General features: G+C 63.0%; 29 protein-coding genes. 9 read left to right on the top strand and 20 right to left on the bottom strand.

The genetic code is table 11. From position 1 onward, the window contains the following. Nucleotide 1 precedes the first annotated feature (1 nt). From EI545_RS20640 to EI545_RS20585, 12 genes are all read right to left on the bottom strand, one after another. The gene (locus EI545_RS20640) at nucleotides 2-751 is read right to left on the bottom strand and encodes a TrbG/VirB9 family P-type conjugative transfer protein (RefSeq protein ID WP_125327841.1); all 750 of its coding nucleotides are present in this window, start codon (nucleotides 749-751) and stop codon (nucleotides 2-4) included. Continuing rightward, nucleotides 748-1,407, bottom strand: coding sequence for a VirB8 family type IV secretion system protein (locus tag EI545_RS20635; protein WP_164517411.1), 660 nt, complete (start codon nucleotides 1,405-1,407; stop codon nucleotides 748-750). Before EI545_RS20635 ends, EI545_RS20640 begins: the two co-directional genes overlap by 4 nt. A 32-nt stretch (nucleotides 1,408-1,439) precedes the next feature. Further along, on the bottom strand, nucleotides 1,440-2,459 hold the full coding sequence (locus EI545_RS20630) for a TrbL/VirB6 family protein (protein WP_125327839.1): 1,020 nt from the start codon (nucleotides 2,457-2,459) through the stop codon (nucleotides 1,440-1,442). 3 nt (nucleotides 2,460-2,462) lie between these two features. Continuing rightward, entirely contained in the window at nucleotides 2,463-2,969 is a 507-nt protein-coding gene (locus EI545_RS20625) for a hypothetical protein (RefSeq protein WP_125327838.1), read from the bottom strand. Beyond that, on the bottom strand, nucleotides 2,966-3,688 hold the full coding sequence (locus EI545_RS20620; RefSeq protein WP_164517410.1) for a type IV secretion system protein: 723 nt from the start codon (nucleotides 3,686-3,688) through the stop codon (nucleotides 2,966-2,968). Before EI545_RS20620 ends, EI545_RS20625 begins: the two co-directional genes overlap by 4 nt. A gap of 83 nt (nucleotides 3,689-3,771) precedes the next feature. After that, the gene (locus EI545_RS20615; RefSeq protein ID WP_125327836.1) at nucleotides 3,772-4,875 is read right to left on the bottom strand and encodes a lytic transglycosylase domain-containing protein; all 1,104 of its coding nucleotides are present in this window, start codon (nucleotides 4,873-4,875) and stop codon (nucleotides 3,772-3,774) included. Nucleotides 4,876-4,883: 8 nt separating this feature from the next. Further along, nucleotides 4,884-5,090: a hypothetical protein gene (locus EI545_RS20610; RefSeq protein ID WP_125327835.1), complete on the bottom strand. Its 207-nt coding sequence runs from the start codon at nucleotides 5,088-5,090 to the stop codon at nucleotides 4,884-4,886. Further along, entirely contained in the window at nucleotides 5,087-7,465 is a 2,379-nt protein-coding gene (locus EI545_RS20605; RefSeq protein WP_125327834.1) for a VirB4 family type IV secretion/conjugal transfer ATPase, read from the bottom strand. The genes EI545_RS20610 and EI545_RS20605 overlap by 4 nt, the downstream gene beginning before the upstream one ends. Next, nucleotides 7,455-7,730, bottom strand: coding sequence for a VirB3 family type IV secretion system protein (locus EI545_RS20600; protein WP_125327833.1), 276 nt, complete (start codon nucleotides 7,728-7,730; stop codon nucleotides 7,455-7,457). The genes EI545_RS20605 and EI545_RS20600 overlap by 11 nt, the downstream gene beginning before the upstream one ends. A 66-nt stretch (nucleotides 7,731-7,796) precedes the next feature. Continuing rightward, complete coding sequence (locus EI545_RS20595) at nucleotides 7,797-8,111, bottom strand: TrbC/VirB2 family protein (RefSeq protein WP_125327832.1); 315 nt, start codon at nucleotides 8,109-8,111, stop codon at nucleotides 7,797-7,799. A gap of 5 nt (nucleotides 8,112-8,116) precedes the next feature. Beyond that, nucleotides 8,117-8,707, bottom strand: coding sequence for a lytic transglycosylase domain-containing protein (locus EI545_RS20590; protein WP_245990450.1), 591 nt, complete (start codon nucleotides 8,705-8,707; stop codon nucleotides 8,117-8,119). A gap of 91 nt (nucleotides 8,708-8,798) precedes the next feature. After that, nucleotides 8,799-9,119: a hypothetical protein gene (locus EI545_RS20585; protein WP_125327830.1), complete on the bottom strand. Its 321-nt coding sequence runs from the start codon at nucleotides 9,117-9,119 to the stop codon at nucleotides 8,799-8,801. A gap of 167 nt (nucleotides 9,120-9,286) precedes the next feature. Here EI545_RS20585 and EI545_RS20580 point away from each other — a divergent pair, with 167 nt between their 5' ends. The 3 genes from EI545_RS20580 (at nucleotide 9,287) to EI545_RS20570 (ending at nucleotide 11,352) form a co-directional block, all read left to right on the top strand. Further along, nucleotides 9,287-9,589 (top strand): hypothetical protein, encoded by a 303-nt coding sequence (locus tag EI545_RS20580; protein ID WP_125327829.1) that lies wholly within the window; start codon nucleotides 9,287-9,289, stop codon nucleotides 9,587-9,589. Nucleotides 9,590-9,690: 101 nt separating this feature from the next. Beyond that, on the top strand, nucleotides 9,691-10,290 hold the full coding sequence (locus EI545_RS20575) for a hypothetical protein (RefSeq protein WP_245990447.1): 600 nt from the start codon (nucleotides 9,691-9,693) through the stop codon (nucleotides 10,288-10,290). A gap of 216 nt (nucleotides 10,291-10,506) precedes the next feature. After that, on the top strand, nucleotides 10,507-11,352 hold the full coding sequence (locus EI545_RS20570; protein ID WP_125327828.1) for a hypothetical protein: 846 nt from the start codon (nucleotides 10,507-10,509) through the stop codon (nucleotides 11,350-11,352). A 74-nt stretch (nucleotides 11,353-11,426) separates the two neighbouring features. Here EI545_RS20570 and EI545_RS20565 read toward each other — a convergent pair whose 3' ends face one another. From EI545_RS20565 to EI545_RS20540, 6 genes are all read right to left on the bottom strand, one after another. Further along, nucleotides 11,427-14,597 (bottom strand): efflux RND transporter permease subunit, encoded by a 3,171-nt coding sequence (locus EI545_RS20565; protein WP_125327827.1) that lies wholly within the window; start codon nucleotides 14,595-14,597, stop codon nucleotides 11,427-11,429. Continuing rightward, on the bottom strand, nucleotides 14,594-16,021 hold the full coding sequence (locus tag EI545_RS20560; RefSeq protein ID WP_245990445.1) for an efflux RND transporter periplasmic adaptor subunit: 1,428 nt from the start codon (nucleotides 16,019-16,021) through the stop codon (nucleotides 14,594-14,596). The genes EI545_RS20565 and EI545_RS20560 overlap by 4 nt, the downstream gene beginning before the upstream one ends. Before the next feature lie 17 nt (nucleotides 16,022-16,038). Continuing rightward, nucleotides 16,039-16,428 (bottom strand): FixH family protein, encoded by a 390-nt coding sequence (locus EI545_RS20555; protein WP_125327825.1) that lies wholly within the window; start codon nucleotides 16,426-16,428, stop codon nucleotides 16,039-16,041. A gap of 94 nt (nucleotides 16,429-16,522) precedes the next feature. Further along, entirely contained in the window at nucleotides 16,523-16,906 is a 384-nt protein-coding gene (locus tag EI545_RS20550) for a hypothetical protein (protein WP_125327824.1), read from the bottom strand. Between the two features lie 263 nt (nucleotides 16,907-17,169). Next, the gene (locus tag EI545_RS20545) at nucleotides 17,170-17,742 is read right to left on the bottom strand and encodes a c-type cytochrome (RefSeq protein WP_125327823.1); all 573 of its coding nucleotides are present in this window, start codon (nucleotides 17,740-17,742) and stop codon (nucleotides 17,170-17,172) included. Nucleotides 17,743-17,821: 79 nt separating this feature from the next. Beyond that, complete coding sequence (locus EI545_RS20540) at nucleotides 17,822-18,298, bottom strand: MerR family transcriptional regulator (protein ID WP_125327896.1); 477 nt, start codon at nucleotides 18,296-18,298, stop codon at nucleotides 17,822-17,824. An 83-nt stretch (nucleotides 18,299-18,381) separates the two neighbouring features. On the opposite strand from EI545_RS20540, the gene EI545_RS20535 reads away from it, so the two are divergent. The 5 genes from EI545_RS20535 to EI545_RS20515 are packed head-to-tail and all read left to right on the top strand — an operon-like array spanning nucleotide 18,382 to nucleotide 22,890. After that, the gene (locus EI545_RS20535; protein ID WP_125327822.1) at nucleotides 18,382-20,700 is read left to right on the top strand and encodes a heavy metal translocating P-type ATPase; all 2,319 of its coding nucleotides are present in this window, start codon (nucleotides 18,382-18,384) and stop codon (nucleotides 20,698-20,700) included. A 4-nt stretch (nucleotides 20,701-20,704) separates the two neighbouring features. Continuing rightward, complete coding sequence (locus tag EI545_RS20530) at nucleotides 20,705-21,328, top strand: methyltransferase family protein (RefSeq protein WP_125327821.1); 624 nt, start codon at nucleotides 20,705-20,707, stop codon at nucleotides 21,326-21,328. Nucleotides 21,329-21,336: 8 nt separating this feature from the next. Then, entirely contained in the window at nucleotides 21,337-21,810 is a 474-nt protein-coding gene (gene lspA, locus EI545_RS20525; RefSeq protein ID WP_245990443.1) for a signal peptidase II, read from the top strand. Continuing rightward, a complete protein-coding gene (locus EI545_RS20520) occupies nucleotides 21,797-22,234 on the top strand; it encodes a disulfide bond formation protein B (protein WP_125327819.1) in 438 nt (145 codons plus the stop codon). Before lspA ends, EI545_RS20520 begins: the two co-directional genes overlap by 14 nt. Further along, nucleotides 22,231-22,890 (top strand): DsbA family protein, encoded by a 660-nt coding sequence (locus EI545_RS20515; protein ID WP_125327818.1) that lies wholly within the window; start codon nucleotides 22,231-22,233, stop codon nucleotides 22,888-22,890. Before EI545_RS20520 ends, EI545_RS20515 begins: the two co-directional genes overlap by 4 nt. Before the next feature lie 6 nt (nucleotides 22,891-22,896). Here the strand turns inward: EI545_RS20515 and mntR are convergent, their stop codons facing one another. Next, nucleotides 22,897-23,349, bottom strand: coding sequence for a manganese-binding transcriptional regulator MntR (gene mntR / locus EI545_RS20510; protein WP_125327817.1), 453 nt, complete (start codon nucleotides 23,347-23,349; stop codon nucleotides 22,897-22,899). A 120-nt stretch (nucleotides 23,350-23,469) separates the two neighbouring features. Between mntR and EI545_RS20505 the strand changes: the two genes are divergently transcribed. Further along, entirely contained in the window at nucleotides 23,470-24,795 is a 1,326-nt protein-coding gene (locus EI545_RS20505; RefSeq protein ID WP_125327816.1) for an Nramp family divalent metal transporter, read from the top strand. A gap of 94 nt (nucleotides 24,796-24,889) precedes the next feature. On the opposite strand, the gene EI545_RS20500 is transcribed toward EI545_RS20505, so the two are convergent. After that, nucleotides 24,890-25,483 carry a L,D-transpeptidase gene (locus tag EI545_RS20500; RefSeq protein ID WP_125327815.1) on the bottom strand — a complete coding sequence of 198 codons (594 nt, stop codon included), beginning with the start codon at nucleotides 25,481-25,483 and terminating at the stop codon, nucleotides 24,890-24,892. Between the last annotated feature and the right edge of the window lie 259 nt (nucleotides 25,484-25,742).

Raw genomic sequence — 25,742 nt, 5'->3', positions numbered from 1 at the left:
GTCAGAATTCCCATCCCTGAAGCTTGGCGAGCAGGGCCAGATCGGTGGTCACGCCGCCATCTACCCGCTCGATGCAAAGAACCTGCGTGCCGATCCGGATCGAATAGGCGGAGCGCAGGCCGGAGACGCGGACGATGCTGCCTCGCGTGCCGGAGTTCAGCGTCACTTCGCGGCCCGTCGCATCCACACCGAAGATCGACGGCCGGAGGCCTGGGGCGAAGGCGAAGTACGTCGCTTGCCCATCGTTCCAGATATGGACGGGTTTCAGGGACTCGTCGCCCGACCAGGCATAGCCGATGTCGCGCGACCCTGAGGCCACGGTGCTGCGGGTCGCCCGGCTCGTGCCGGTCTCGGGATAACGCAGGACCAACCGGTAGGTCGGGTTGTGGGACCGGCCCTCGCCGATCGACAGCGAGATCGTGCGCCGCCCGGTATAGATTGTCATGTTGGTCTCGGCCCCTGCAATCAGGGGTTTCACCGAGACCGTGGTCCGGTTCGAGAGCACCTCGACCTCGAAGGCTTCACTGTCGCCGAGAAGAACCGAGTCGATCCGCTCGCCTGCGCCCAGTTCGATGGCTGTATTCACGCGCAGATGCGTGTCGAGCCGGATGACATCGACGGGGTTGTAGAGGACCGACCGGACGCGCGCGTCGGCACCCATCGATGCTGGGGCGACTTCGGCGGAGGTAATAGTCGCGAAGCCGAGGGCGCAGGCGCAGGCAAGTCCCGGGAGGAGAAGAGAACGGGTCATGGATTGGTCTCCAGGGTTTCGGCGTCGACGCGGTAGGCCGAGACGGTGAAGCCGAGCGGGTTTTCCCAGACATGGGCTAGGGAGCGTTCGGTTTTCGGCTCGAAGGCGAACTCGACAGTAGCGACGAAGGGCTGTGTCACCGGGTCCTGTTTTGTCTTGCGCAGGGTTTTCAGGAAACGGATCTGGGCGACGTTCGGGGAAAGGAAGGTGATCCGGCGCACGGTCACCGTGACTTCCGCACCGGGGCCGTAGACATCCGGCGGATAGGCCGTGTTGCCTCCGCCTTTCGACCAAAGAAGCCGCAGGCTCTCTTCGGCACTCCCGGTCGAGCGGCGCTGGACACTTTCGAGCCGGGCTTGAATGCCCGCGAGGAAATAGCCTTCGCGATCTGAGACGTAAGCCACGAGGAGGCTTTGCTTCAGCGCTTCCTGGTCCTCGATCCCGGTCGGGGCGACCTGCAGGATGTTTTCGGCGTCACCCGTCTGCCGATCGACGAGGACGGTGAAGACCTGGGTTTCCCGCAAAGGCAGGACGAGGACCAGTGCGGTTGCAAGGATCAGGCTCAGCCCGCCCGCGGCACTCGCGACAATCCAGGCGCGCCGGGCCGAGAGGCGGGGCTCCAGCACGAGATCGACATCAAATCCATGCGCCTCCATGGGCGGTCCTCCACTTCTCGAATTCTGGGGCATCAGCTTTTGTCCGATGTCCGGCTGGCGAGTCGCATCGCCGTCTGCACGGCGGACCTGCCGATCTGTCCGGCGGTATTGCCGTTCAGACGTGCATCCGATGGTCGGCGGCCGCCGGCATCCAATCCAGCCGCTCCCCGCCCTGCGCCGATCCCGGACGCGATGCCGGTGCGTCCGTAACCCTTGACGCTGTCGGCGGTACGGAAGGTCGAGGCTGCGACGCTGCCAAGACCGGTCGCGGTCGACGCGAGCGACTGCGCGATCGTCGGCACCATGGCCATGAGGCCAGTTCCGAGCATCATGACGACCACGAAGCTCAGGACATCGCCGATGGTTTCGACCGAGGCGAGCGAGGCCGGGGTGAGGTCCTCCGCGATGTAGATCGTGAAGGCCGCCATGCCGGACGTCAGCATCGGATAAAGAGCAAAGCCGAGGGCAAGGTTCACCCACCGGTCAAAGAGCGGGGCGGTGACCTTGAAAAGTGTGCAGCCGATTGCGACGGGTGCGAAGATGACGAGAACGCCGATCATGATCTTCGCGGCCGAGATCACGATGATCGACACGGTTGCCATGAGGGCTGCCACAAGAAACATCAGGAGGCCCGCGAGGGCGCCGGTGATGTAGCTGCCGTTCTGGCTGATCGCCTGACCCACATCGAGGGCTTGCAGATAGAGGGCATCCAGACCCTCGTAGAGATTGCCCGACCCATCCCCAAACGCGTTCATCACGACCGCGCCGATTTCACTCGGGGCGTTGGTCAGAACGCCATAAACCGAATTGAAGTTGGTCCAGGACGACAAGAACGCCGAAGCAACCGTGATCCGAACCATGAGGCCGAGCCCGTTGCGCAGCGTCATCGGCACGGCTTGTGCCATCAGATTGATCCCGATCAGAGCCACCACCAGGACCGACCCGACCCGGAAGACCGGCACAATCTCGGCTGCCACAGCATCAAATGCCGTAGCGCCAACCGCTGTTGCGGCGGCATCGACCTGGGTCAGAATGTCGGCGATGATGGCCATGGATCACTTGGCCCGGCAGCTTTGCTCAAGCTCGCGAAACCGCGCCTCGGTTGCACGCCGATCTTCATCGCGGATACGTTCCAGCGCCGGACGGTCTGCATCGGTCAGTTCTGCCGTCGACTTGCCCAAGGCGGCCGTTACGAAGGCGTCGAAGCTGAAGCCGTCGAAGAGGCAAGCGCAGGAGCCTTCTTCAAGCCGCCGCGACATCGCTACGCGAAAATAGGCCTGCCGAGCCACTGCGCGGAACTTCCAATCGGTGATCCCCTCGGGCAGGTCGATCACCTCTTCGCAGGAAGGCCTGTCAGCGGCAGCAAAGATGCCGGTACCGCGCCTCTGCATCTCGGTCAGGAGGACCAGCGCGGTCTCCGCATCCTGCGCGCCTACCGCTTCCCGGGTTTCTTCGATCAGCTGAACGTCACTGAAAGTGGCGATGTCTTGCGCAGCAGCGAAGCTGGTAAAGCAGACCATGACAACAACCGCCGCGACGTGGTGAGAAGCCCGCCGCATCATTCGGCCCCCGAATAGTCGAAGAAGCTCTTTTCCTTGGCCTGCTCTGCGGCCCAGTTCACACCCGTCTGCCCGGCGGCCAGCCCCGCAGCTGCGTTCAACCGCCACATCTGGCCGAGCATGTAGTTGGTTTCGGCCGCCATCCGGGTGTTGAGGTCGATGCTTTCCTTCAGGCCCTCCTGATTGGCGATTTCAGCCACCAAACCGTCGATCCGCGCGAGGCTTTGGGCGGCTTCCTCGTAGGAAAGCTGCGCCACGCCCATGGCCGTGGCACTCGTCGCTGCGGTCGTCGCGATGAGCTTGTCCTGCGGATTGGCGGAGGAGGACAGCCCGGCCAGGGTTTCCGAGGTTAGGCCGGCCCCTTCCAGCGTGTCGCGCATGTATTCGGCGGCCATCTTGTCGCCCATGGTCACATCGCCATCTAGAAGGCTGTCCAGGAGCCCATCGAAATCCCCGATGGTCAGCGCATCCTGGAAATCGGAGAGATCGGTGATCTTGGCCGCCCGTGAGCGCAGGTCCTCCACCGAATTGTAAAGGCTCGCGATCTCGTTCAGGCCCGAGATTGATCCGAGGATGCCTTCGAGGTTGGTCAGCTGCTCGAGACCGGTCTCGACCTGCTTCTTCAATTCTTCGATCTGCGCGATCTGGTTTTCGGCATCGCGAAGTGCCGCCTGCAGCTGCTCGATGTTCTTGGCAAGGTTGGTGCCGTCGATGACGGGCACGCCTTGGGCCAGAAGAGGTGATGCCAGGATCGATGCACAGACGGCGAGCGCGAGGCGCGCCCTCGTTCGAAGGACGGCAGGTCTCACGGAGTGTACTCCCAGAAGGTGGTGTATTGCAGGGATTGCGCGGCGTCCGAGAGCCCACGGGCCGCCTCGACTTTGACGGCACCCGCGCGCAGCCGCAGCGTCAGGGCCGTAAGGCGCGCGCGTTCGGCGAGCATGTAGGTGTTCTGATCGACCGCTTCTTTCGGGGTCTGGGGCTTGGCCTCTTCAAGGAACCCCTTGATCCGCGCCATGGCCGCCTCGATCTGCCCCGACTGCTGGCCGGAATAGCCGATGAAGGCTGAGGACATGTTGCCCCATTCGGCACTCGCACCCTCCACCCCCGCCAACGTGCCCGTCACGTCCGCGCCGGTGATCACCGAAAGATAGGCGTCATAGTAGCCCGAGATCCGGCGGACGTAGTTCTGGGTTTCCTCGAAAGGAGGGATGCCACCGTATTTCTGGACGTTGCCGGGCCCTGCGTTGTAGGCCGCAAGCGCGAAGTCGATCCGGCCGAAGCTGTTGAGCTGGGTCGCGAGATAGCGGGCGCCACCATCGAGGTTCTGCAGCGGGTCGGTCGGATCAACGCCGAGATCGGCGGCAGTGCCCGGCATCAACTGGCAGAATCCCATGGCCCCGACCGGGCTGATCGCCGCGTTGGAAAACCCGCTTTCCTGCTTCACCAGCGACTGGAAAAGAATGCGCCAGGTCGTCGGAGTGAGCCCAACCTTCACGACGCCGGGATGCGTCTCATAGCGCGCCGCCGTCGCGATGATCATCGCCTCAACCGTCTCACCTTCCCCGAAGAGCCGCTGGCTTTCCGGGCTTGTCTCCTCAAGGGGATATACCTCGTCGGCAGGAGGGAAGGTTCCCGTCCCCATCTCGAAGCCGCTGAGGTCGGTCACGCCGGTCGTATCCGCGAGGAAACGCTCATAGGCGGCCAGCTGGTCGTCTTCGATCTCGCTGAGTTCCGTGCGCGTGGCGAGTTTCTCCCCCTGCTTCACCGCATCCTCAGCCTGTTCGACAAGACGCGAGATGAAGTTCGACAAGCGCGAGCCATCGATGATCGGCACGCCCTGGGCCAGGAGGCCCATAGGCACCGCAGTGCCGAGAAGAAGCCCGAGAAGGAGCGGTGCGCGACTCATGCGGTGTCTCAGTTCGCGCAAGTCGTGTCGGGTGCGTTCATCGTCGAGACGACGACCGTCGTGCCGTCACTTTGCTCGTGCGCTGCGAAGTATTTGCCCTCGGCCCGGAACTGACCGTGGCAGGGGGAGACGGCCCCCGTCTCGACACCGGCGCAGGCGGAGAGGATGGTGAGCCCGAGAAGGGAAGCGGGGATCAAGCGGTTGCGTCTGGTCACGTCATGTCCTTCCAGAAGTCGGGGTTGTCGCGCCAGCCATAGGGCGCGCGGTCTTCACCGGATCGGCCGCCGCCAAGCACGGCGAGCGCGGGTCCGAGGGCCGCGAGATCCATGTTCACGAAGACCGAGTCTCCGGCCGAGCGCAGGAGGGCGAGGCGCAGGCCGCCCGTGGGCGTGCAGAGGAACTCGGCCTCTTTCTCGTTCAGCCGCAGGATCCGGTAATCCTCGGGGTTTGCGCGCGGGTTCGGGTAGAGAAGCTGGGTCACTACGCTTTCCGCGATGATTTGTCCGACCTTGACCCGGGTCAGATGGGTCGGAGTCTGGGTCAGCATCATCACCACGGCATTCTTCTTCCGCATCGTGACGAGCCAATCGTGCAGGCGCTTCTCGAAGATCGGATCGTCGAGCATCTTCCAGGCTTCATCGATGACGATGAGGGTCGGACGGCGATCCTCGATCACCCGTTCGATGCGCCGGAAGAGGTAGGCCAGAAGCGCTGAGCGCTCGGTCCCGAGATCGAGGATCTCCGACATGTCGATGCCGACCACATCTTCGGACAGGCTGATCTGGGATGTGGCCCCGGGCCCGAAGAGCCAGCCATGCCGACCCCCCTGCCCCCATTCCCGGACCCTTCCCACCAGATCGCCCTCGTCGTCTGTCGAGGCGACGAGGGTTGCGAGGCCGTCGAAAGTCCTGAGCCGCGGATCGGCCGAAACGATCTGACGGACGGCGGCGTTCAGGCTGACGGTTTGGGCGGTCTCGAAGGGGCGCGACCCTGCAAGGATGTCACCAAGCCAGTCGGTGAGCCAGGCCGCCCCGCGCTCATCGGTCTCGGTCTGAAACGGATTGAAGCCTGTCGCCTCGCCGATCCGGATCGCAGAATAGCTGCCACCCAAGGCGCGCACGGCCATCTCGAGGCCCCGGTCCTTGTCGATGACGAGGATGCGGGCATGCACTCGCCGCGCCTGCGCCATCAGAAAGGCCGTGCCAAGGGTCTTGCCCGATCCGGTGCGGCCCAAGACCAGCGTGTGGCCGGCGCTCGGCTCGGCACCGCGCTCGCCCTTATCGTGGAAATTGAAGCGGTAGAGGCTCGAGGTCACCGTCGGCAGCGCCGTGATCGTCTCGCCCCAGGGCGACTGTGCCTTGGAGCGACCTTCCGTCACCCGGTGCAGCGCTGCGAGGTGGGCGAAGTTCTGGGCTGACAGAAGTGCGGTGCGCGGGCGGTAGGCCCAGTTGCCCGGGGCCTGGGCGAACCAGGCCGCGCGGGCGGCGAAACTCTCACGAACGAGGGTCGCCCCGCAATCCTGTCCGGCGCGCCAGACTTCGGAGGCGGCTTCCTCCAGCTGTTCCGGGGTCTCGGCCGTGACCATGACCGTCAGGTGATGTTTGCCGAAGACTTGTCGGCCTGAGGCGACATTGTCGGCGGCCTCATACAGTTCCTGACGCAGGGTTTCAGCGGCATCCTCAGAGGCACGCATCTGGCGTGCCGTGCGCTTGATGCGCTCTTCGATTTCGTTGTTGCGCGCGGGGGTGAAGCTGTTGGTGATGACGATGTCGTAGGGCAGTTCCAGCGCGTCGAGCATCCGCGCCCAGGTGCGGGCCGGATAGGATTTCACGCCGAAAATCGTCCCGAAACGCATCCCTTCGCTGGTTTCGATTTCCACCCGTTTGCCAGCAAAGATCATCTGCGATGACGCGACAGCCTCGGCAAGAAATTGGCCGCGCATCGGAAGCACCTTGGCCATCGGCTGCCCAAGAAGGACGCCAAGGAGACCCAGCCATTCCCCGGAGGAAACGGTCAGCCGCCGGAAGCCCAGACCCTGGCAGGCCCCGGCCAAAAGACCCATCGCTTCATTCAGGCGCTCGATCCTCTGGCCGAGGTCGCCTGTGAAGGCTGCCTTGAAGAGTGCGCCGATCAAAGGGACACGTTTTAGTACTGTGGGGCGAAGGATGAGCGAGACCACCAGCACTCGCCGCTTCAGGGTGCGGGCGCGAAGATGTCCCTGCCATCGGGCATCGACCATTGCCGCGAATTCGGCCCCGATGCCCTCACCATCGAAGGGCTTCAGCTGGGGTGCGTCCGGCAGGGTCAGCTTGGAGACATGGAACCCGAAGCCTTCGCCCAACTGGCCGATCAGCCGCGCAAGCGAAGTGGTCGCGAGTGAGAGGTCCCCTTCTTCCGTCGTGAAACTGTCCTGCCCCTCGACCACGGCAGAGGCGATCAGGTCACCCTGCCGGGTCAGGATCAGATTGTCCGCAGGTGCGGACAGCCAGGGCAAGTGCCGGGCGAAGGTCTCGGCTGCGAGATCCTCAGGCCGCAAGACAGATCGAAGCGCCGGGGTGGCCGGGAAGAGGGATTTGAGGTCAGCTGACATGGCGATCTCCGCCAAAGGCCGACTTGCCCCGTGTGCGCGGGGTGCGGGAAAAGACCACCGCAACGGTCTCGAAGAGGTTCGGGTTGCGATCCGCGACGAACCACAAGACCGGATATCCGATGACGCCGATCAGCAGAAACCGCCAGTCGTTCGCCCCAACGAAGGGGATGACCGAGCCCAGCATCAGGCTCACGAAGTAGCCGATGGGAAGGCCGAAGATCTTCGGCGGCCGGGTGAGGCCGAGAAACAGGGGCGCGTCATGCATGGGGAACATCCGAGGGAGCGGCCAAGCCGAGTGGGCGATGCCACCCGGCCTGTCGCCGATCCCGCCTTAGGGGGCCGCAAAGCCGTCGATGATGGTCGCGGCCGAGAAGACGAGGACCACACCGAAGAAGATCGCAAGGAAGAGGGGCCAGTTCAGGCGGCCGGTGAACATCATGTAGCCGGCAGCCACGACAGCAAGGATGGCGATCAGCCGTCCGATCGGGCCGGTCAGCCCGTCCACCACGACCTGCAGCATGTTCTCCAAGGGGTCGAGGTTCTGCGCGAGAGCGGGCTCCGCGAGGATTGCCGCGAAGGGCAGCGCCAGCAAAAGGGTGTGCAAAGCCAGGCGCGGCAATCGCACGCCAAAAAGATTGCGGAACATGGGGGTTACTCCGAACTGAGGGTTGCGTTGGTCAGCCGCAAAACCTTGGCCACATGGCCCTCGGTCTCGGCATAAGGGGGAATGCCGCCATAGTCGCGGACCGCTTCGGGTCCGGCATTGTAGGCGGCCAGAGCAAGATCTGCAGCGCCGAAGTCTTCAAGCTGGGCGAGGAGATAGCGGGCTGAGCCGTGCAGATTGTCTTCCGGATCATGGGGATCGACCCCGAGGAGATCGGCGGTTCCTGGCATCAGCTGACCCAAGCCGATGGCACCGACAGACGACCGCGCATCTGGATTGAAGGCAGATTCCACGGCGATGTTGGCCCGAAAGAGTGCGAGCCATTCCGTCCCGGAGAGCCCCGCCGCATTCAGCGCAGGATGGCGGAGGTAGTCGTCGCCGACGTCGAGTACGAGATCCTCGATTTCGGCTGTGCCACGCGGACCCCTGCCCTTCGGGGTTGTGCCATAGGACGCGAGCACAACGAGACCATCATCAGCTGCATCGGTCTTAGCATCATCTGTGAACTCGGCGTTGTTCGGATCGCCGCGTTTGGGAAGCTTTTTGCCAAGATCGAGAACGCTGGCCCGAACCCGCAAGTCCTCTGCCCCTGTCCCCAGATCAATGACCTCGGCCAGGGCACCTTGTGCGGCAATGAGCCAAAGCGCCAGCCCTGCGCCGAGGGTCAGATCAGGGAATGGGCTCCACCGCTGCGTCATGGGTCCAGGTCGCCTTCTCGCCCTTCTTCAAAGGAACGGGGACCGTGGTCAGACCCAACTCGACCGCGAAAGAGATCAGACCGGTGACGGTCTTGAACTCCCGTGGTTCGAGCCCGCGCGAGATCACCAGAAGGGCCGTCTGGTCGCCAAGGCGCAACTGGATGCGCCAGGTGCCTTGCCAGACATTGAGAACCTTCTTTGCGTCCTCGACACAGAGGGCTTCGACGATGCCGCCTTCGGTCAGGGCCTCCTTAAGTCCGGCCTGCAAGATCACCGGGGTCAAGTTCCTCATGGGTTGGCACCTTCCGAAGCAACACGCTTTCGGCAGAACATAGTGCATGTTGCGCTGATGAGAAACATGTCGTCGCACAACATGGCGCTCACCTAGCGGTAGAATCCTATTGCGTCAATAGCGGTGTTTTGCAATTCATGCACATGTTTTGAAACCGCGGACCGTGCATGCCCCTTCTCCGCTCCAGACACGCTTGCCTCGCCGCCGCCGCCCTGTTCACGATGCCTGTCTGCGGCGTCGCTCAAGGTGCGACGGCGTTGGACTGCTTGCCGCCGGTCCCGCCTGCACCGGTGACCGATGCTGCCACGCGCGCGGAATATCGCGTGGAGATCGGGCAGGAGTTCACGGCCTATTTCGATGAGGCGCAGACCTATCTGCGCTGTCTGGATGCCGCGCGAGCCCAGGTGTCCGAAGAGATCAACCGCGCGATCCACGACTACCAGGCTCTTGGCGAGGACCCGGACGGATGACCGCGTGAGATCAGGTCCCCCTACCCTTCCCCTCCCGGCATCTTCACAAGGAAACTCCCATGACAAGACTACGAGCTGCGGCCGCCCTGGCAGCGACCGCCATGTCACTTTCTGTTGCGGCTCCGGCACAAGCCTACCCCGTCGATTGCGCGATCCTTCTCTGCCTCGCAGGCGGCTGGCCAGCCTCGACCGAATGCGCCCATGCCCGCACCGTCTTCATTGCCCGGATCACGCCATGGCCGGTCGAGCCACCGCTGCAAATCTGGAACTGCCCGATGCGGGCGAGTTTCCGCGGCGAGGCCAAACCGATCGAGCGCCTGTTCGACATCGCCGTTCGCGGAGAGACTGCCCCGCTCATCTCTGTCCCGAAAACGCCGTGGGCACCTCAGCTCGTCCAGGATCGGGCAGATGTCGATATCTCCGATCCGGCGTTTGACTTTGTCCGCTCGATCCGCGTGTTCGAGATCACCTACCAGCAGAGACGCAACTCTGACGGCGACTGCAACAGCTGGGGCGCCGTGTACATGGGCACCTATGGCGCTCAGGGCGACTACAGCCGTCGTCGGAGCAGCATTTCTGCGGTGCCGACCGCCTCAGACCTCACCGTGCCGGCAGACTGTCGCAGCTATTGGCACCGGTCTGTTTTCGTCGAATGGCGCGACTATGAAGGGAGCTACGGACACGAAGAGGTTCATTACTGAGAACATGAACGACCGCCCTCCCACGAAACGATCGAGTGACCGGATCCCCAGAAACAGAAACGACGCCAGACCATAGGCCCGACGCCGCACTGATTTCCTCGTGGTGATGGAAATCTAGCGCGAGCTTTGGGTCCGTTCAACCGGCAAATGCCTTTGCCGGAACGAAATTTTGCACGGCTCACGGTCTGGTGTCGCCCCAAGACGGAACGACACATCATGGAACTCACGACCGGCGCCATCCTGCGCCGCATCACCGAAACACCACTCTCCACTGCGGCCCATAAGCTCGCGACGATCATCCTCGACGGCATCGCCTGGAAGGATGGCTACAACGGGCTTGAACGCGGAACGGCCGCGTTCACGCTGGCGCACCTCGCCGAAAAGATGGGGGTTTCCCGGCAGCATCTGACGGCGCTCCTGGTCGAGCTCGCGGCGTCCGGCTTGGCGCTGGCCCGGTGGAAGCCCAATGGCAAGTTTGCGCCCTGGCTGTTACGGTTCGGGGGGCATATCGCAACTGGAACAGCGCCAGATGTCGTGTCATCTGCAGGCGACACATCACTATCTGGAGACTCTAAGAACAAAACTATCTTTGCAGGAAAGATCGAGATCGGCGCAGTAGCCAGCGTCTACCACACGCCTTGGGCAGAATTGATCAAGTCAGCGAAGGTGTCGCTTGCCTGCTGGAACGTCGATACGCAGATCATCTGGGAACGTTTCCTGACTTTCAACCAGTCGCGCGGCAATGCCCATGTCCCGGCTGGCTACTTGCTCGGCTTCATGCGGCGCTGGCGGACCAGTTCGTCAAGCCGGGCTCCAACGTTTTCATCGGAGCCGGAGCTGCTGGCCAAAGAAGATCCGAAAACGCTCGAGCTCCATCAGCAGATTCGGGCTGCTCCTAGTGCCAACCGACAGTTTCACGCATCGGATTTGTGCAGCCTGATTGGCCAAGCCGCCTACGATGCTCGTGTCCTAGATGTCGTCCGACAGTTCGGCTGTCCAAGGTTCACTGCAATCCTTGCCGTGCACGGACGCGCCGTTTTGGCAGGAGAAATCTCGCGATGAGATGGCTTGATGCGGAAGAGAGACCTCGGACATGCTTGCTCCAATCATTTCTGCCGGGGTTTCTCCGACCACTTTCAAACCAGGGATTGACCCATTGGCTTCACGACGGCACCACCGTTGGCAAGGTCTCCTGCCTTCGCCAGCCCGCGCCCCTTGATCAGTGCGTAGACAGCCGGAATCACGACCAACGTCAGGATGGTGGACGACACCATCCCACCGATCATCGGCACGGCGATACGGCTCATAACCTCAGACCCGGTGCCATGCGCCCAAAGGATCGGCATCAGGCCCGCCATGATCGCCACCACCGTCATCATCTTGGGCCGCACCCGTTCGACAGCGCCGACCATGATCGCGGCATCCAGATCGGCGCGGGTGAATGGGCGTCCTGCGCGGGCGACCTCGGCCCTGCGTTCCGCCAATGCATGGTCGAGGTAGATCAGCATGATTACCCCGGTTTCCGCCGCCACGCCGGCCAGCGCGATGAACCCGACCGCGACTGCCACCGAGGTGTTGAACCCCATCCACCACATCAGCCAGACCCCGCCGACGAGCGCGAAAGGCAGCGATAGCATGACGATCAGGGTTTCGGTCAGGCGGCGGAAGTTGAGAAACAGCAACAGGAAGATCACCGCCAGTGTGATCGGCACGACGATTGCCAGCCGAGCCTTGGCACGTTCGAGGTATTCGAACTGACCGCTCCAGCCCAGCGAATAGCCGGGCGGCAGGATCACTTCGCCAGCCACTGCCGCTTGTGCCTCGGCGACATAGCCGCCCAGATCGCGGCCCGCGATGTCCACGAAGATGTAGACGGCAAGCTGACCGTTCTCAGTGCGGATCGACGTCGCACCCCGTGTACGCTCGACAGCGGCGACCTCGCCCAGGGGCACAGTGCCACCACCCGGAAGCGCGACCTGAACCTCTTGCGCGATGGCCTCGGGATCCTGGCGCAGCGCTGCGGGATAGCGCAGTGCCACGTTGTAGCGCTCGCGTCCCTCGACGGTCTGAGTGATCGCCTCGGCCCCAAGCGCCATGGCGATAACCTCCTGCACGTCCTGGATCGACAGGCCGTAACGCGCCAGCCGTTCCCGGTCGGGCACGATGTCGAGGTAATAGCCGCCGATCACCCGTTCGGCATAGGCGCTGGTGGTGCCGGGAACATTCCGCAGCACCGCCTCGACCTGCCGCGCGACTGCCTCCATTTCTGTAAGGTCAGTGCCGAAGACTTTCACCCCCACAGGAGTGCGGATGCCGGTGGCCAGCATATCGATGCGGGCGCGGATCGGCTGGGTCCAGGCGTTCGAGACGCCGGGGAATTGCAGGGCGGCGTCCATTTCCAGCCGCAGACTTTCCATCGTGACGCCCTCGCGCCACTCATCCTTCGGCTTCAGCTGAATGATCGTCTCGAACATCTCGGTAGGGGCCGGGTCGGTTGCCGTCAGCGCACGTCCCGCCTTGCCGAAGACGGTCTCGACTTCCGGGAAGCTGCGGATGATGCGGTCCTGCATCTGAATCAACTCCGCTGCTTTGGTGACGGACAAGCCCGGCAGGGTGGTGGGCATGTACATCATCGTGCCCTCGTCCAGAGCGGGCATGAATTCGGACCCCAACTGCCGCGCGGGCCAGATTGTGGCGACCAGTGCCACCAGCGCGAGCGTGATTGTGAACACCCGCGCCCGCAGCACCCATTGGATGACGGGTCGGTAGATCGCGATCAGGGCGCGGTTCACCGGGTTGCGGTGTTCCGGCACGATCCGCCCGCGCACGAAGATCACCATCAGCGCGGGCACCAGCGTCACTGACAAGAGCGCTGCGGCCGCCATGGCGAAAGTTTTGGTTGCAGCCAAGGGGCCGAATAGGCGGCCCTCTTGCCCTTCCAGCGCGAAGATCGGCAGGAAGGAGACGGTGATAATCAGCAGGCTGAAGAACAGCGCCGGGCCAACCTCGGACGCGGCTTCGATCAGCACTTCCACCCGTGGCTTGCCGGGTTCCGCCCGTTCCAGATGCTTGTGGGCGTTTTCAATCATCACGATGGCGGCGTCGATCATCGCGCCAATGGCGATAGCGATGCCGCCAAGGCTCATGATATTGGCCCCGATGCCAAGCGCGCGCATGGCGGTGAAGGCCATCAAGAGGCCCACCGGCAGCATGATGATGGCGACCAGCGACGAGCGGACATGCAGCAGGAAGACAAATGTGACCAGCGCCACGACGATGCTTTCCTCAAGAAGTGTCGTCCGCAAGGTTTCAATGGCTGACAGGATCAAGTTGGACCGGTCATAGACGGTGACGATCTCCACCCCCTCGGGCAGGCTTCGCGCGATGGTCTCGATCTCGACCTTGGCGTTATCGATCACGTCGAGTGCATTGGCCCCCACTCGTTGTAGCACGATGCCGCTGGCGACCTCTCCCTCGCCATTAAGCTCTGCGATGCCCCGACGCTCATCGGGCACGATCTCGACCCGCGCTACGTCGCGCAGCAGAACCGGCACGCCCCCCTCAGCACGGATCGGGACCATTTCCAGATCGGCTATGCCGTCCAGATAGCCGCGCCCGCGCACCATGAACTCGAATTCCGACAGCTCGACCGTGCGCCCGCCGGTGTCCATGTTGCTGGCCGCAACTGCCTCACCGATCTCGGACAGGGTGATGCCAAGCGCCCGCATCCGCACCGGATCGACGGTGATCGAGTATTGTTTCACAAACCCGCCGACGCTGGCGACTTCCGACACGCCGTCGGCACCGCTGATGGCAAAACGCATTACCCAATCTTGCAAGGACCGCAGCTCGGCCAGGCTCAGGTTCTCGCCCTTCAGCGCGTATTGATAGACCCAGCCCACGCCCGTCGCATCTGGCCCAAGCGCGGGCGTCACTCCATCCGGCAAACGTGCTGCGGCGGCGTTGAGGTATTCCAGCACGCGCGAGCGGGCCCAGTAGGGGTCCACGCCATCTTCGAAGATGATGTAGACGAAAGAGATGCCGAAGAACGAGAACCCGCGCACCACGCGTGACTGTGGCACGGTCAGCATGGCCGAAGTGAGGGGATAGGTCACCTGATCTTCGACCACCTGCGGCGCTTGCCCAGGATATTCGGTCAGCACGATCACCTGCACATCCGACAGATCGGGGATGGCGTCGATCGGCAGTGTGCGCAGGGACCAAAGGCCCGCAGCCACGGTAAAGACGGTGGCAAAGAGCACAAGCAGCACGTTGCGGGCCGACCATTCGATAATGCGGGCGATCATGGGTTGGCCTCCGGGGTGGATCCGGGCGCTGCAAGGGCAGCCAAAGCCGCATTGAGGTTGCTTTCGGCGTCGATCAAGAAGGTGGCAGAGCTGACCACTATGTCGCCCGCGCCCACGCCGCTGACGATCTCGATCATGCCGTCGCCCTTGCGCCCCACGGTCACAGGTTCGGGCCGGAACCGCCCTTCACCCAGATCAAGGATCACCACCTGCCTGTCGCCGGTGTCGATCACAGCACCCTCTGGTACCTGCACCACGGGTGCACCGCCGAGCATGATTTCGACCTCGGCGAACATGTTGGCGCGTAGGCGCCCGTCCGGGTTCGGCAATTCAATCCGCAGCTTTCCAGTGCGGGTCATCATATCGATCTCGGGGTAAATGGTGTCGATACGGCCCGGAATCGGGCCATCCGTGAGGCCACGAAAGCTCACCCGAACCTCTGTTCCTACTGCAATCTCCATCAGCGCCGCTTCAGGCACTTCGGCGATGACCCAGACGGTCGAGGTGTCAGCGATGCGGAACAGGGTATCGCCCGCTTCCGACATCATGCCTTCGACCGCCATCCGCTCCAGCACCACGCCGCTGCGCGGGGCCATGATCGGAATACTCACTGTCGTCTGGCCCTCGGTCGCGATGCGGTCGATCACCTCTCCCGGCACGCCGAGGTTTTCCAATCGTTGCCGCGCGCCCTCCCTTGACCGTCCTTCCGACCGCACGTCGGTTAGGAACTGTGCAAGAGCGGCAGCGATCTCGGGTGAATAGAGCGTCACGAGCGGCGCACCTTCGGCGATCGTGCTGCCTGTGGTCACATCGGCGACGGTTTCTATGAAGGCGTCTGCGCGCAGCGAGATCACGCTGATCCGGCGTTCGTCCAGTTCCACGATGCCCGGCGCGCGTAATGTGGCCGCCAGTGGGGCCAGCACCGCTTCGGCCGTCCGCACCCCGGTACGCTGCAACTTGCCAGGGCTGACAGTGACCGACCCGTCATCACTATCTTCACCGTCATAGACGGGAATGTAATCCATCCCCATTGAGTCCTGCTTCGGCACTGGCGAGGTGTCGGGCAGGCCCATCGGGTTGCGGTAGTAGAGGATGGTCCGCTCACCTGTTTCCACCATGGCCGCTTCGGCAGGGAGATCAGGAGCGGGGCCCAGTGAGATATCCTCGCTCTCCAGGACAGGCAGGAAGGCTCGCCCATCCGCCGTTTGCTGTTCGGATGCCGACCATTCGGGCAGTCCATCTGGATGCCTCCAGTAGATGACAGGCCCGGTTGCATCAGAGCGCTGCTCGGTGACAACCTCTTGGCCCGCAAGAAGGGCGATCTGCGTTTGCGCGAGATCCTGCAGGCCGGAGAGGGTGATGCCACCCTCTCCGGCCTTGAGGCCAGCCCATCCGGCACCTGCGGCGACAAGCGTGATCACCATCAGTTTCCCGAGGACGCTCATGGGGTTGCTTTCAGATCGATCTGAGCTTCGACCGTCTCCTCTTCGCCCTGCACCTTGGCGGCAATCGAAAACCGCCAGCCACCGGCCATGGTGATATCTGTCGCAAAGCGGTAGTTGCCCGGAGTCTCCGCAGGCATTGCGGTGACAGGAGAGGTCATCGTCTCCATGCCATCAGGGGCCATGTCCATGCGGGTGGCAAAAATCACGGCACCTTCGACGGGCGTGCCGGTTCGTAGGTCCGTCAGGCTGACCTCGACAATCGCGCCCGACCCGACGCGATGATCCGTGGATACCAGTTCAAAACGGAAATCTTCAGCGCCGCCATAGGCAGTCGTTGAGGACAGGGCAAGCGCCAGCGCAGCGCAACGAATGCGGAAAAGACGCATATTGGGGACCTCATGAGGATTATTGGAACGACGGGTGCCCTAGCCAGAGGCGCGGGCATCACTTGCATTGGCGGCGTGTCGAAACACGCAGTCGTCAGATGCGCGGAGGTCGTTTCAATCCTTCTGGTCGCAGGCCGTCGCCTGACCAGGGTGGGTCCGAATATCCGATCGCGGAAATCAGGGCCGCGAAGACCCCGGTGTCTACCAAAGGTGTCGGCAAGACGCTTGTGTTGACAGCACAGCGAAGCATGGCAATGCAGGCCAGTTCGCAAGACGGGTCATCAGGGCAATCGTCGTCGCAGCAGGGCATCGCGGCCATGGCGATTTCGTTCGTCAGTGCAGAAGCAGGTTGCGACGTGGCCGAGACGAGCACCGCCACGGTCAGGATCAAGGCAAGGAAAAGGCGCAGGACCGCTTGCATCATTGGTTTGTGTTGGATTTGGGTAGCGAGATCAAGTCGCATCACCGTGAGCGACACTCAGTCGCCTAAGCGCATTTTTCCCCCGTTAGGCGCTTTAGTGTCTATCTGGGAGGGATGTTAATAGGCAACGACTTCACGCCCACGGTAAAATGATCCCTCAGTGCCCACTAGCTGAACCTTCAGCGTGCCGCACGCTCATCTCGCGAACGACCACTTCGCACGCGCAGACATCCGGCTAGCCGACCAGAAACACGCTGATGCAGCGTCCGGATATCCCTACGGAACAGACCATCCGGCACAGACGAATGTTGTCAGGATCATTATTGTTGGCCCGATGGGAATCCCGCACGCATGTAGGCAATAATCGACCAGATCTGGTCCTCACTCAGGCTATCCTTAAAAGCTGGCATAGCGGTTTCGAAAGCCTTTCCGCCTTCTGATACAGTCCAAAGCAGGTACTCGTCGCCCGCCATCGGCATTTGGACCAAGTAGTTGAGCAACGCCGGCGACGGCGTCAGGCTGCGACCTTCCTCACCATCGCCAAAGCCCGTAGGCCCGTGACATCTGGCGCAGTTTTCGGCGTAGAGTGTTGCTCCGGCAGCCAGAGTCTCATCCGTCGACCGCAAGGGATTGCGCGCGCCGCGATACGCAGAGGGAACACCTTCATTCATGTAGGTCCAATGCCGTTGCATCCGCGCCTGCTGGCCTGGCCCCATCATCCCCCAGCCCCACATATCCCGACCCATACCATCGGGTGTCATGTGGCCGGGACCCATCCAGCCCGGACCCCACCAGTCGCGGCAGCACGGTGAACCTTGCTGGGCGAGGGCAGGTACAAGGGCTGCCGAAGCAATGAGTGCGAGTGCCGACAATGTTATGGTAACCTTGCCCATCAGATTGCATCCTTGTGTCCCCTGCTATGAAGGCTACACCCAGCCCACACTTGCGCATTGATCGAGATCAATCTTTCGATCAGTTCGAAGAAGATGTGCTGGCGGGCAGGGCCAAACTTGCGTCGACAGACTTCGGAACGCTGAGATGGTCGTGGGCGCAAAGCGAGTGATCGCTCAGCACTTCGATCACCCGGCAGTCAGCAATGCGCCCTCCCGCGCACTGAACGACCATACGTTCAAGTTCGGCCTTCAAAGCGATCAAGCGCGCAAGGCGGCTTTCAACCTCCGCAAGTTGCGCCCTTGCAATGGCATCGGCGGCAGCACAGGACTGATCCGGGCGGTCTGATAGGCTGAGAAGGTCGCGTATGGCCTCCAGCGTGAAGCCCAGATCCCGCGCATGACGGATGAAGGCGAGCTGTTCCATCGCTCTGCGGCCATACAGCCGCTGGTTCCCCGAGCTCCGTTCTGCTTCAGGAAGCAGGCCGATCTGCTCGTAGTACCGGATCGTCGGCACCTTCACCCCGGCAGCCTCGCCCAACTTTCCGATAGTCAGCATCAGATTCTCCTTGAAGCTATAGTTGCTAGAGACATTAGGTTCCTGATTCGATGAAAGCAACTGCCCGCTCAGCGGCAGGAGGAATGACGATGTCGGAAGCTGCACGCGAAACATCCTGTGACTGGACGGTGACGGGCATGGACTGCGGGTCCTGCGCGACCAAGATCAAGGATGCGGTGACGCGCCTGCCGGGGGTAAGCGGCGTCGAGGTTGGCATCATGTCGGAACGCCTGCGCTTGACGCTGGATGAGGGACAAACCGGGCGGGACAAGATCGAGAAGACCGTCCGTGCGCTTGGCTATGAGATTGCGCCGCGCGCCGCCGGTGCGAAGAAGGACTTCGTTTTGCCGGGGACCCAATCCGTACCTGAGCAGAGCGACATGTATGAAGATCATGATCACTCCGCCCAAGCTCCCGCTGGCCACGATCATTCTGGTCACGACCACGGCTCTAAGGCGGCCAGCACCAAGCGCGACGATAGCGGTCACGGCAGCCCCGGCCACGTTCATGACGACCCCGCCGACCGGGGCAAGCGCTGGTATCAGACCGCCAAGGGCAAGCTGGTCATCTTTACCGCCCTGCTGCTGGGTGCCGCCTGGGTCATCGAGTATCTTGCCCCCGAGATCGGTAAGTGGGCCTTCGTTGCCGCTTGCTTGATCGGCGTGGCTCCGGTAGCGCAGCGCGCCTTTGCGGCGCTGCGGATGGGACAGCCCTTCACCATCGAAAGCCTGATGACGATTGCCGCCGTCGGCGCGCTGTTCATCAACGCAGCGGAAGAGGCGGCACTGGTGGTGTTTCTGTTCGCCGTGGGCGAGGTGCTGGAAGGCGTGGCCGCCGGCAAGGCGCGAGACGGGATCCGGGCGCTGGCCAATCTTGTGCCGAAGACGGCGCAACTCGTTACAGGTGACAGCACGCGCGAGGTTCCAGCCGCAAGCCTGTCTGTGGGCCAGACAGTCCTTGTCCGCCCCGGTGACCGGATTCCGGCCGATGGCGAGATCGTGGATGGCACTTCGGGCGTGGACGAAAGCCCGGTCACCGGGGAAAGCGTGCCCAAGACGCGCGGCCCCGGGGACGCGGTTTTTGCCGGCGCAATCAACACCGAGGCGGCCCTGCGGGTCAAAGTGACCAAAGGTCCCGAGGACAACACCATCGCCCGCATCATCCGTCTGGTTGAAGAGGCCGAAGAGGCGCGTGCCCCGACCGAACGCTTCATCGACCGGTTCAGCCGCTGGTACATGCCTGCCATCGTCGCCGTCGCGGCGCTGGTCATCGTGGTGCCACCGCTGGTCTTCGGCCAGCCCTGGGACACTTGGGTTTACCGCGGCCTTGCCCTCCTGCTGATCGGCTGCCCTTGTGCGCTAGTCATCTCGGTCCCCGCCTCCATCGCTTCGGCCATGTCCACCGGGGCGCGGCGTGGCCTGTTGATGAAGGGCGGTGCCGTGATCGAAGCGGCGGCGAAGGTGGATGTTGTGACCTTCGACAAGACCGGGACGCTGACGCATGGTCGCCCGCAGGTGACGGATCTGGTGCCGTTCGGGACGACCACCGAAGCTGAACTTCTGGCCGTGGCGGCAGGCGTCGAGACCGGCTCGAGCCACCCGCTGGCGATTGCGATCCTGAACAAGGCCAAGGACGCTGGCGTTTCTGCGCTGCCCTCGCAAGACGCAAAGGCGCTGATGGGCAAGGGCGTTGTTGCAACCGTGGGCGGCGCTGCGGCCTATGTGTCCTCGCCCCGCTACGCGATGGAGCATGGCGGGCTGGATGGCCTTGGCCTTCGGCAGGCGACGATTTTTGAGGAGGACGGCAAGACCGCGGTCGCCGTGTTTCGCGAAAAGGCCCCGCTCGGTCTGATCGCCATGCGGGACGAGCCGCGTGCGGATGCGAAAGACGCGGTGCGCCAGTTGACGGCGATGGGGGTGACTGCGGTCATCCTGACCGGAGACAACCCGCGCACGGCCGCTGCGATCGCCGGAGGCCTCGGCCTGAAGTTCGAGGCCGACATGCTGCCTGAGGACAAGCTTGCCTACATCCGCGAGATCGGAAGTAAAGGCGGCGTGATGATGATCGGCGACGGCATCAACGACGCCCCCGCGCTCAAACAGGCAAGCGTTGGCGTGGCAATGGGATCGGGGACCGATGTGGCGCTGGAAACGGCGGATGCGGCCATACTTCGTGACCGGGTGACCGACATTCCCGCCACGATCCGTCTGTCGCGCGCAGCAATGGCCAACATCCGCCAGAATGTGACCATAGCGCTCGGGCTGAAAGCCGTCTTCCTCGTGACCTCGGTCTTTGGTCTGACCGGCCTCTGGATCGCGATCCTCGCCGACACGGGTGCAACCGTGCTTGTGACGCTAAACGCCCTGCGTCTGCTGCGGTTTAACCCGGAACGCGAGGGCTGAGCAGATGATCTCCGGTTTTGGCTGGGCCGCGCTGGCCCTTCTTTTCGGTTATCTGGCGCTGTTCTTCTGGGGCAGCGCCCTGGCCGCACAAGCGGCGGGGCGTCCGGTCTGGCTGTTTGCCCGTGCCACCGGGCGCGACCGGCTGGCGGCAATCGGTTTCCGCGCGGCCTTTGCATTCGCCTTCTTCGGGCCGCTCCTCTGGCTCGCCGTTCCCGCGCTCCACAAGGTTGACCCGCTCTGGACCGAGGGGCGTGCTGTCCTTCTAGGCTTGGTCGGGGTCTTTGTCGCAGGGCTTGGCGCGATGGTGGCCTTTGCCGCTCAGATGTCGATGGGATCATCCTGGCGCGTCGGCGTGGTCGGCGGCGAAACCGGCGATCTGGTCTCCGGCGGGCTTTACCGGTTCAGCCGCAACCCGACCTTTGTGGGACAAGCGGCACTGCTGGCAGGTGTTGCGATGGCGGTTCCCTCTTTCCCTACAATCCTCGCGCCAGTCCTGTTTCTCTGGTCGGCCAGCGCGCAAGTGCGGTCCGAAGAGGCCGCCCTGCGCATGGCAATCGGGCCCGACTATGATCGTTACGCCGCGTCGGTCCCACGCTGGATCGGCAGGAAGAGCAGGGCAGCAGAATGACAAGGGTGATGCTGATTTCGCTGATTGCTGCCGCAGTGGTGGCAGACCAGTTGACCAAGACCGCAGCGCTGTCGCTGCTGTCACAGGGGACTGCGGTCCCGGTCCTGCCGGGCTTCAACCTTTCCCTCGGGTTCAATACGGGCGCGAGCTTTGGCATGATGGGCGGGGTCATGGCAGGTAAGCCCCTCCTGATGGCGGCGCTGACGGGCGCGCTGACTCTTGCCTTCGCCGTCATGGCATTCCGGGCGCAGCACGCGCTGGAACGGGCAGGTTTTGCGTTGGTCGTGGGCGGGGCGCTTGGCAACATCATCGACAGGGTGCGGCAGGGTGCCGTGACCGATTTCCTTGATCTTTACTGGCGCGACTGGCACTGGCCCACGTTCAACGTTGCGGATATCTGCATCACCTTGGGCGCGGTCCTGATCCTTGCCGCCTCGCTTCCCCTTCGTCGCCGCAAGGAGCCGCTTCTTGACCAAAGCTGACCCGCAAACCCTGTCGCGCGACGACCTTACCTTGACTGCGGCCTTCCTGATCGCTCTGGCGGCCACGCTTGGTGCGCTTTTCATCGGTGAGGTGCTGGGCCAGATGCCCTGCACACTCTGCTGGTATCAGCGCATCGCCATGTTCCCCTTGGTGCCGATCCTTGGCCTGTCACTCTGGCGCGGCGATGGCATGGCGCGCGCCTACGCCTTGCCGCTGGTCCTGTCCGGGCTGGCGCTGGCGGCCTGGCATTCGGGCCTTTACGCAGGGTTCTTGCCCGCGCCGGTCGTGCCCTGCACCGAAAATGGCCCCTCCTGCACCGGCGAGGCGCAGATGATCCTTGGCCTGCCGATCCCCTATCTCTCAGCGGTCGCCTTTGCGGCGATCCTTGCCTGTCTCATGCTGCCGAAAGGACACCGCCCATGAACCGCCGCACGCTTATCCTTGGAGCCTCCGCACTTGGTGTTGCTGCCTTCGCGGGTGGCGCCTTCGTCCTGAAGCAGCGCCGCGACGCCGAGGCAGAAGCGGCGGCCGCCGCCACGCCAACCGAAGATCAGGCACTGTTGGTCCGTGACTATTCCCCCAGCTTCGGCCCCGCAGATGCGCCCGTCACACTGGTTGAATTTTTTGACCCCTCCTGCGAGGCCTGCCGTGCCTACCACCCGGTGGTGCAGGAAATCCGGCGGCAGTTCCCGACGCAGGTCCGCGTCGTGCTGCGCTACACCGTTTTCCACGAAGGCTCGGACGAGGCTGTGCGCATCCTCGAGGCTGCGCGGATGCAAGACAAGTTCGAGCCTGTCCTCGATGCACTTCTTGAGCAGCAGCCTGGCTGGGCTGTTCATGGCTCGCCTGAGATGGATGTGGCATGGGAGATTGCCGGGGCTGCGGGCCTTGATCTCGAAAAGGCCGAGACCGACCAGTTCTTCCCGGGAATCACTGGTATCCTGAATCAGGATGCGGCCGACGTGGAAGCCTTGGCTATCCGCCAAACGCCAACCTTCTTCCTTAATGGCAAACGGCTGGAGAATTTCAGCGCCGACAGCCTCATCGCCGATGTGCGGTTCGCGGTCGAGAATAGCTGACGGCCTTTAGGACCGGTTGGCGAAGGCCGAAAACAGGGCCAGCGTCCGCTCGCTGACATGGTGCTCGATGCCTTCCGCATCGCGTTCCGCTGTCTCGGGGTCAAGGCCGAGGCTGATGAGAAAGCGCAAGACGATCTCGTGCCGACGCCGGCATTCTTTGGCCAGCGCGCGGCCCGCGTCTGTCAGAAAGACCGACCGATACTTCGCGCGGGTGATCAGCCCCTCGCGCGCGAGACGGTCCAGGGTCTTGCTCACGGTCGGCACCTTCACGCCAAGCCGGGCGGCGATGTCCACCGGGCGCGCCTCGCCCTGATCGTGGATCAGTTCGGCGATCAGTTCGACGTAGTCCTCGGCCAGTTCATTGCGCCGGGCTTCGCGCACACCCTGAAACGCCCCGGCGCGCAGGTCCGCGGGCCGGTCATCCGACGTGGCATGGGTTTCAGGATCTAACTCTGTCATCCGTGCAGTGTCGCACGGGATGGATTGACAAGTAAAGGCGCGGGGCAGAATGTTAGCATTGTCTAACTTTATGTGCCACGTCTTGTAGGGATCGTGGTCAAGCCGGGAGTGCCACGAGCCATGACGACCAATGCCTGGCGGCAGGAAAGCGAGACCCCCTCCCTTTCCGAAGTCTTCCGCACCATCGCGGTCGGAAACGGTGGCACCAGCCGGTTCCGCCGGTTCCTCGCCTTCATAGGCCCCGGCTACCTGGTGGCGGTGGGCTATATGGACCCCGGCAACTGGGCGACCTCGCTCGCGGGTGGCGCGGCGTTCGGTTACACGCTCTTGTTCGTCGCGCTTCTGTCGAACATCATGGCGATCCTCCTGCAGTCTCTCTGCGCGCGGCTGGCGGTAGCCTCGGGCCGCGATCTGGCGCAGGCCTGCCGCGATGCCTTTCTGAAATGGATGTCTGTACCACTCTGGATCTTTGCCGAACTGGCGATCATCGCAACCGATCTGGCCGAGGTGATCGGCACCGCCATCGGCCTGAATCTGCTCTTCGGGATTCCGCTGGAGATCGGCATCTTCATCACCGCCGCCGATGTGTTCCTGATATTGTGGCTGCAGAACAAGGGCTTTCGCTGGATCGAGGCGCTGATCATCTCGCTGATGGCGCTGATCGCCGCCTGCTTTGTCGTGCTGATCGCGCAGGCCGACCCGGTCTGGGGCGAGGTCATCGCAGGCTTTGCCCCAAGCCGCGAGATTTTCAACAACCCGACAATGCTCTACCTCGCGCTTGGCATCATCGGGGCGACGGTCATGCCGCATAACCTCTATCTGCATTCGGGCATCGTGCAGACCCGCGCCTATGGCATGGACCTGCCCGCCAAGCGCGAGGCGCTGCGGCTGGCGACATGGGACAGCACTATCGCCCTAATGTTCGCGCTGACGATCAATGCCTCGATCCTGATCCTTGCCGCCGCGGCTTTCTACACCGTGGGTCAAAACGATGTGGCTGAGATCGACAAGGCGCATCTGTTGCTGGAGCCCTTGCTCGGCTCCTCGCTGGCGCCGGTCCTGTTCGGCGTAGCGCTTTTGTGCGCGGGCCTGAACTCCACTGTCACCGCCACAATGGCCGGGCAGATCGTGATGGAAGGCTTCATCAACTTGCGCATCGCCCCTTGGGCGCGACGCCTGATCACCCGGGGCCTTGCGATCATCCCGGCGATCTTCGTGATTCTGCTCTACGGCAGCGGCGGCGTAGGCGAACTGCTGATCCTGAGCCAGGTCGTGCTGTCATTCCAGCTTCCCTTCGCCATTGTGCCCTTGGTGATGTTCACCGCCAGCCGCGCCAAGATGGGCGAACTGGTCGCCCCCCGCTGGCTGACCGGCCTTTGCTGGCTGATCGCCGCCGTGATCATCGTGCTGAACGTGAACCTGCTGTCGACCGTGCTACTGGGCTGAGGACACTTGACCTAGCGAAAGCAAGCAAACATCAGCCCGCCTTCCGCCCAGCTTTCGGGCGACGTCAGCCTGATGCGTTCAGAAAGCCATAGACCTAGATCAGCAGCACCTGAGTGCCAACCTGCGCCAAATCATAGAGTTCAATGACATGCTCATTGTAGAGGCCGATGCACCCGTTCGATGATCTACGACCTATCTTCCGGGTATCATGGGTGCCGTGGATCAAATAGGCAGGCCAGGAAAGATACATTCCGCGGACACCAAGAGGGTTGTCCTTGGCGCCGCCCTCGACCATTTTCGGCCAGTCCGGGTTGCGCTCCAACATCGAAGCCGTCGGACGCCACGGTGGGTTCACGGCCTTGCGGACAATTTCGGTCCGTCCGAGCCGCGTCAGTTCCTCGGACAAAGGGACTGAAGAGGGATAGAGCCGGTAGATCGACTGATCCTCTGACCAATAATGCAGCGCGCGTGACTTGGTGTCCGCCAGAATCGCACCGCCCTTAGTATTCTCAAAATAGTCCCGCCACTGAGGCATCCGGAAGCTGGACACGTTGTTCCGCACGCTGCCGGATACAGGAGCCTGAAACTCGGTCGTGCCGTCCTGCGCCAAGGCTGGTAAGGCCGCAAGACTCGCCATCCCGACTGCTCCGCCCATCAAGGCCCGTCGCCCGATCCGATCATCGGCCATGGATCACTCCTTAATCTAGGTTTTGGAATGGTGAGTAACGATCTCTTGCCAGCGGGACAAATCAAAGAGCCGTTAGCGGCGCACGGTTTGGGCCGCAAGCGCGCCAAGCTCCGCGCCGTTCATCTTGCGAGGCTTCGGATCGGCCCCTCGAAGTCGACCAACAGGTCTCGACACTCTGACATTGCCGTGATCCAGAAACGCATACCTTGCACCTCAAGTAGCTATAGCAATTAGCCCTCGCGTCTCAAGACGGGGGCTT

The sequence above is a fragment of the Tabrizicola piscis genome, assembly GCF_003940805.1.
In the GTDB taxonomy this organism is placed as follows: domain Bacteria; phylum Pseudomonadota; class Alphaproteobacteria; order Rhodobacterales; family Rhodobacteraceae; genus Tabrizicola; species Tabrizicola piscis.
Note: the sequence above shows the minus strand (reverse complement) of the source record. Positions and strands in the feature narration are given on the sequence as shown.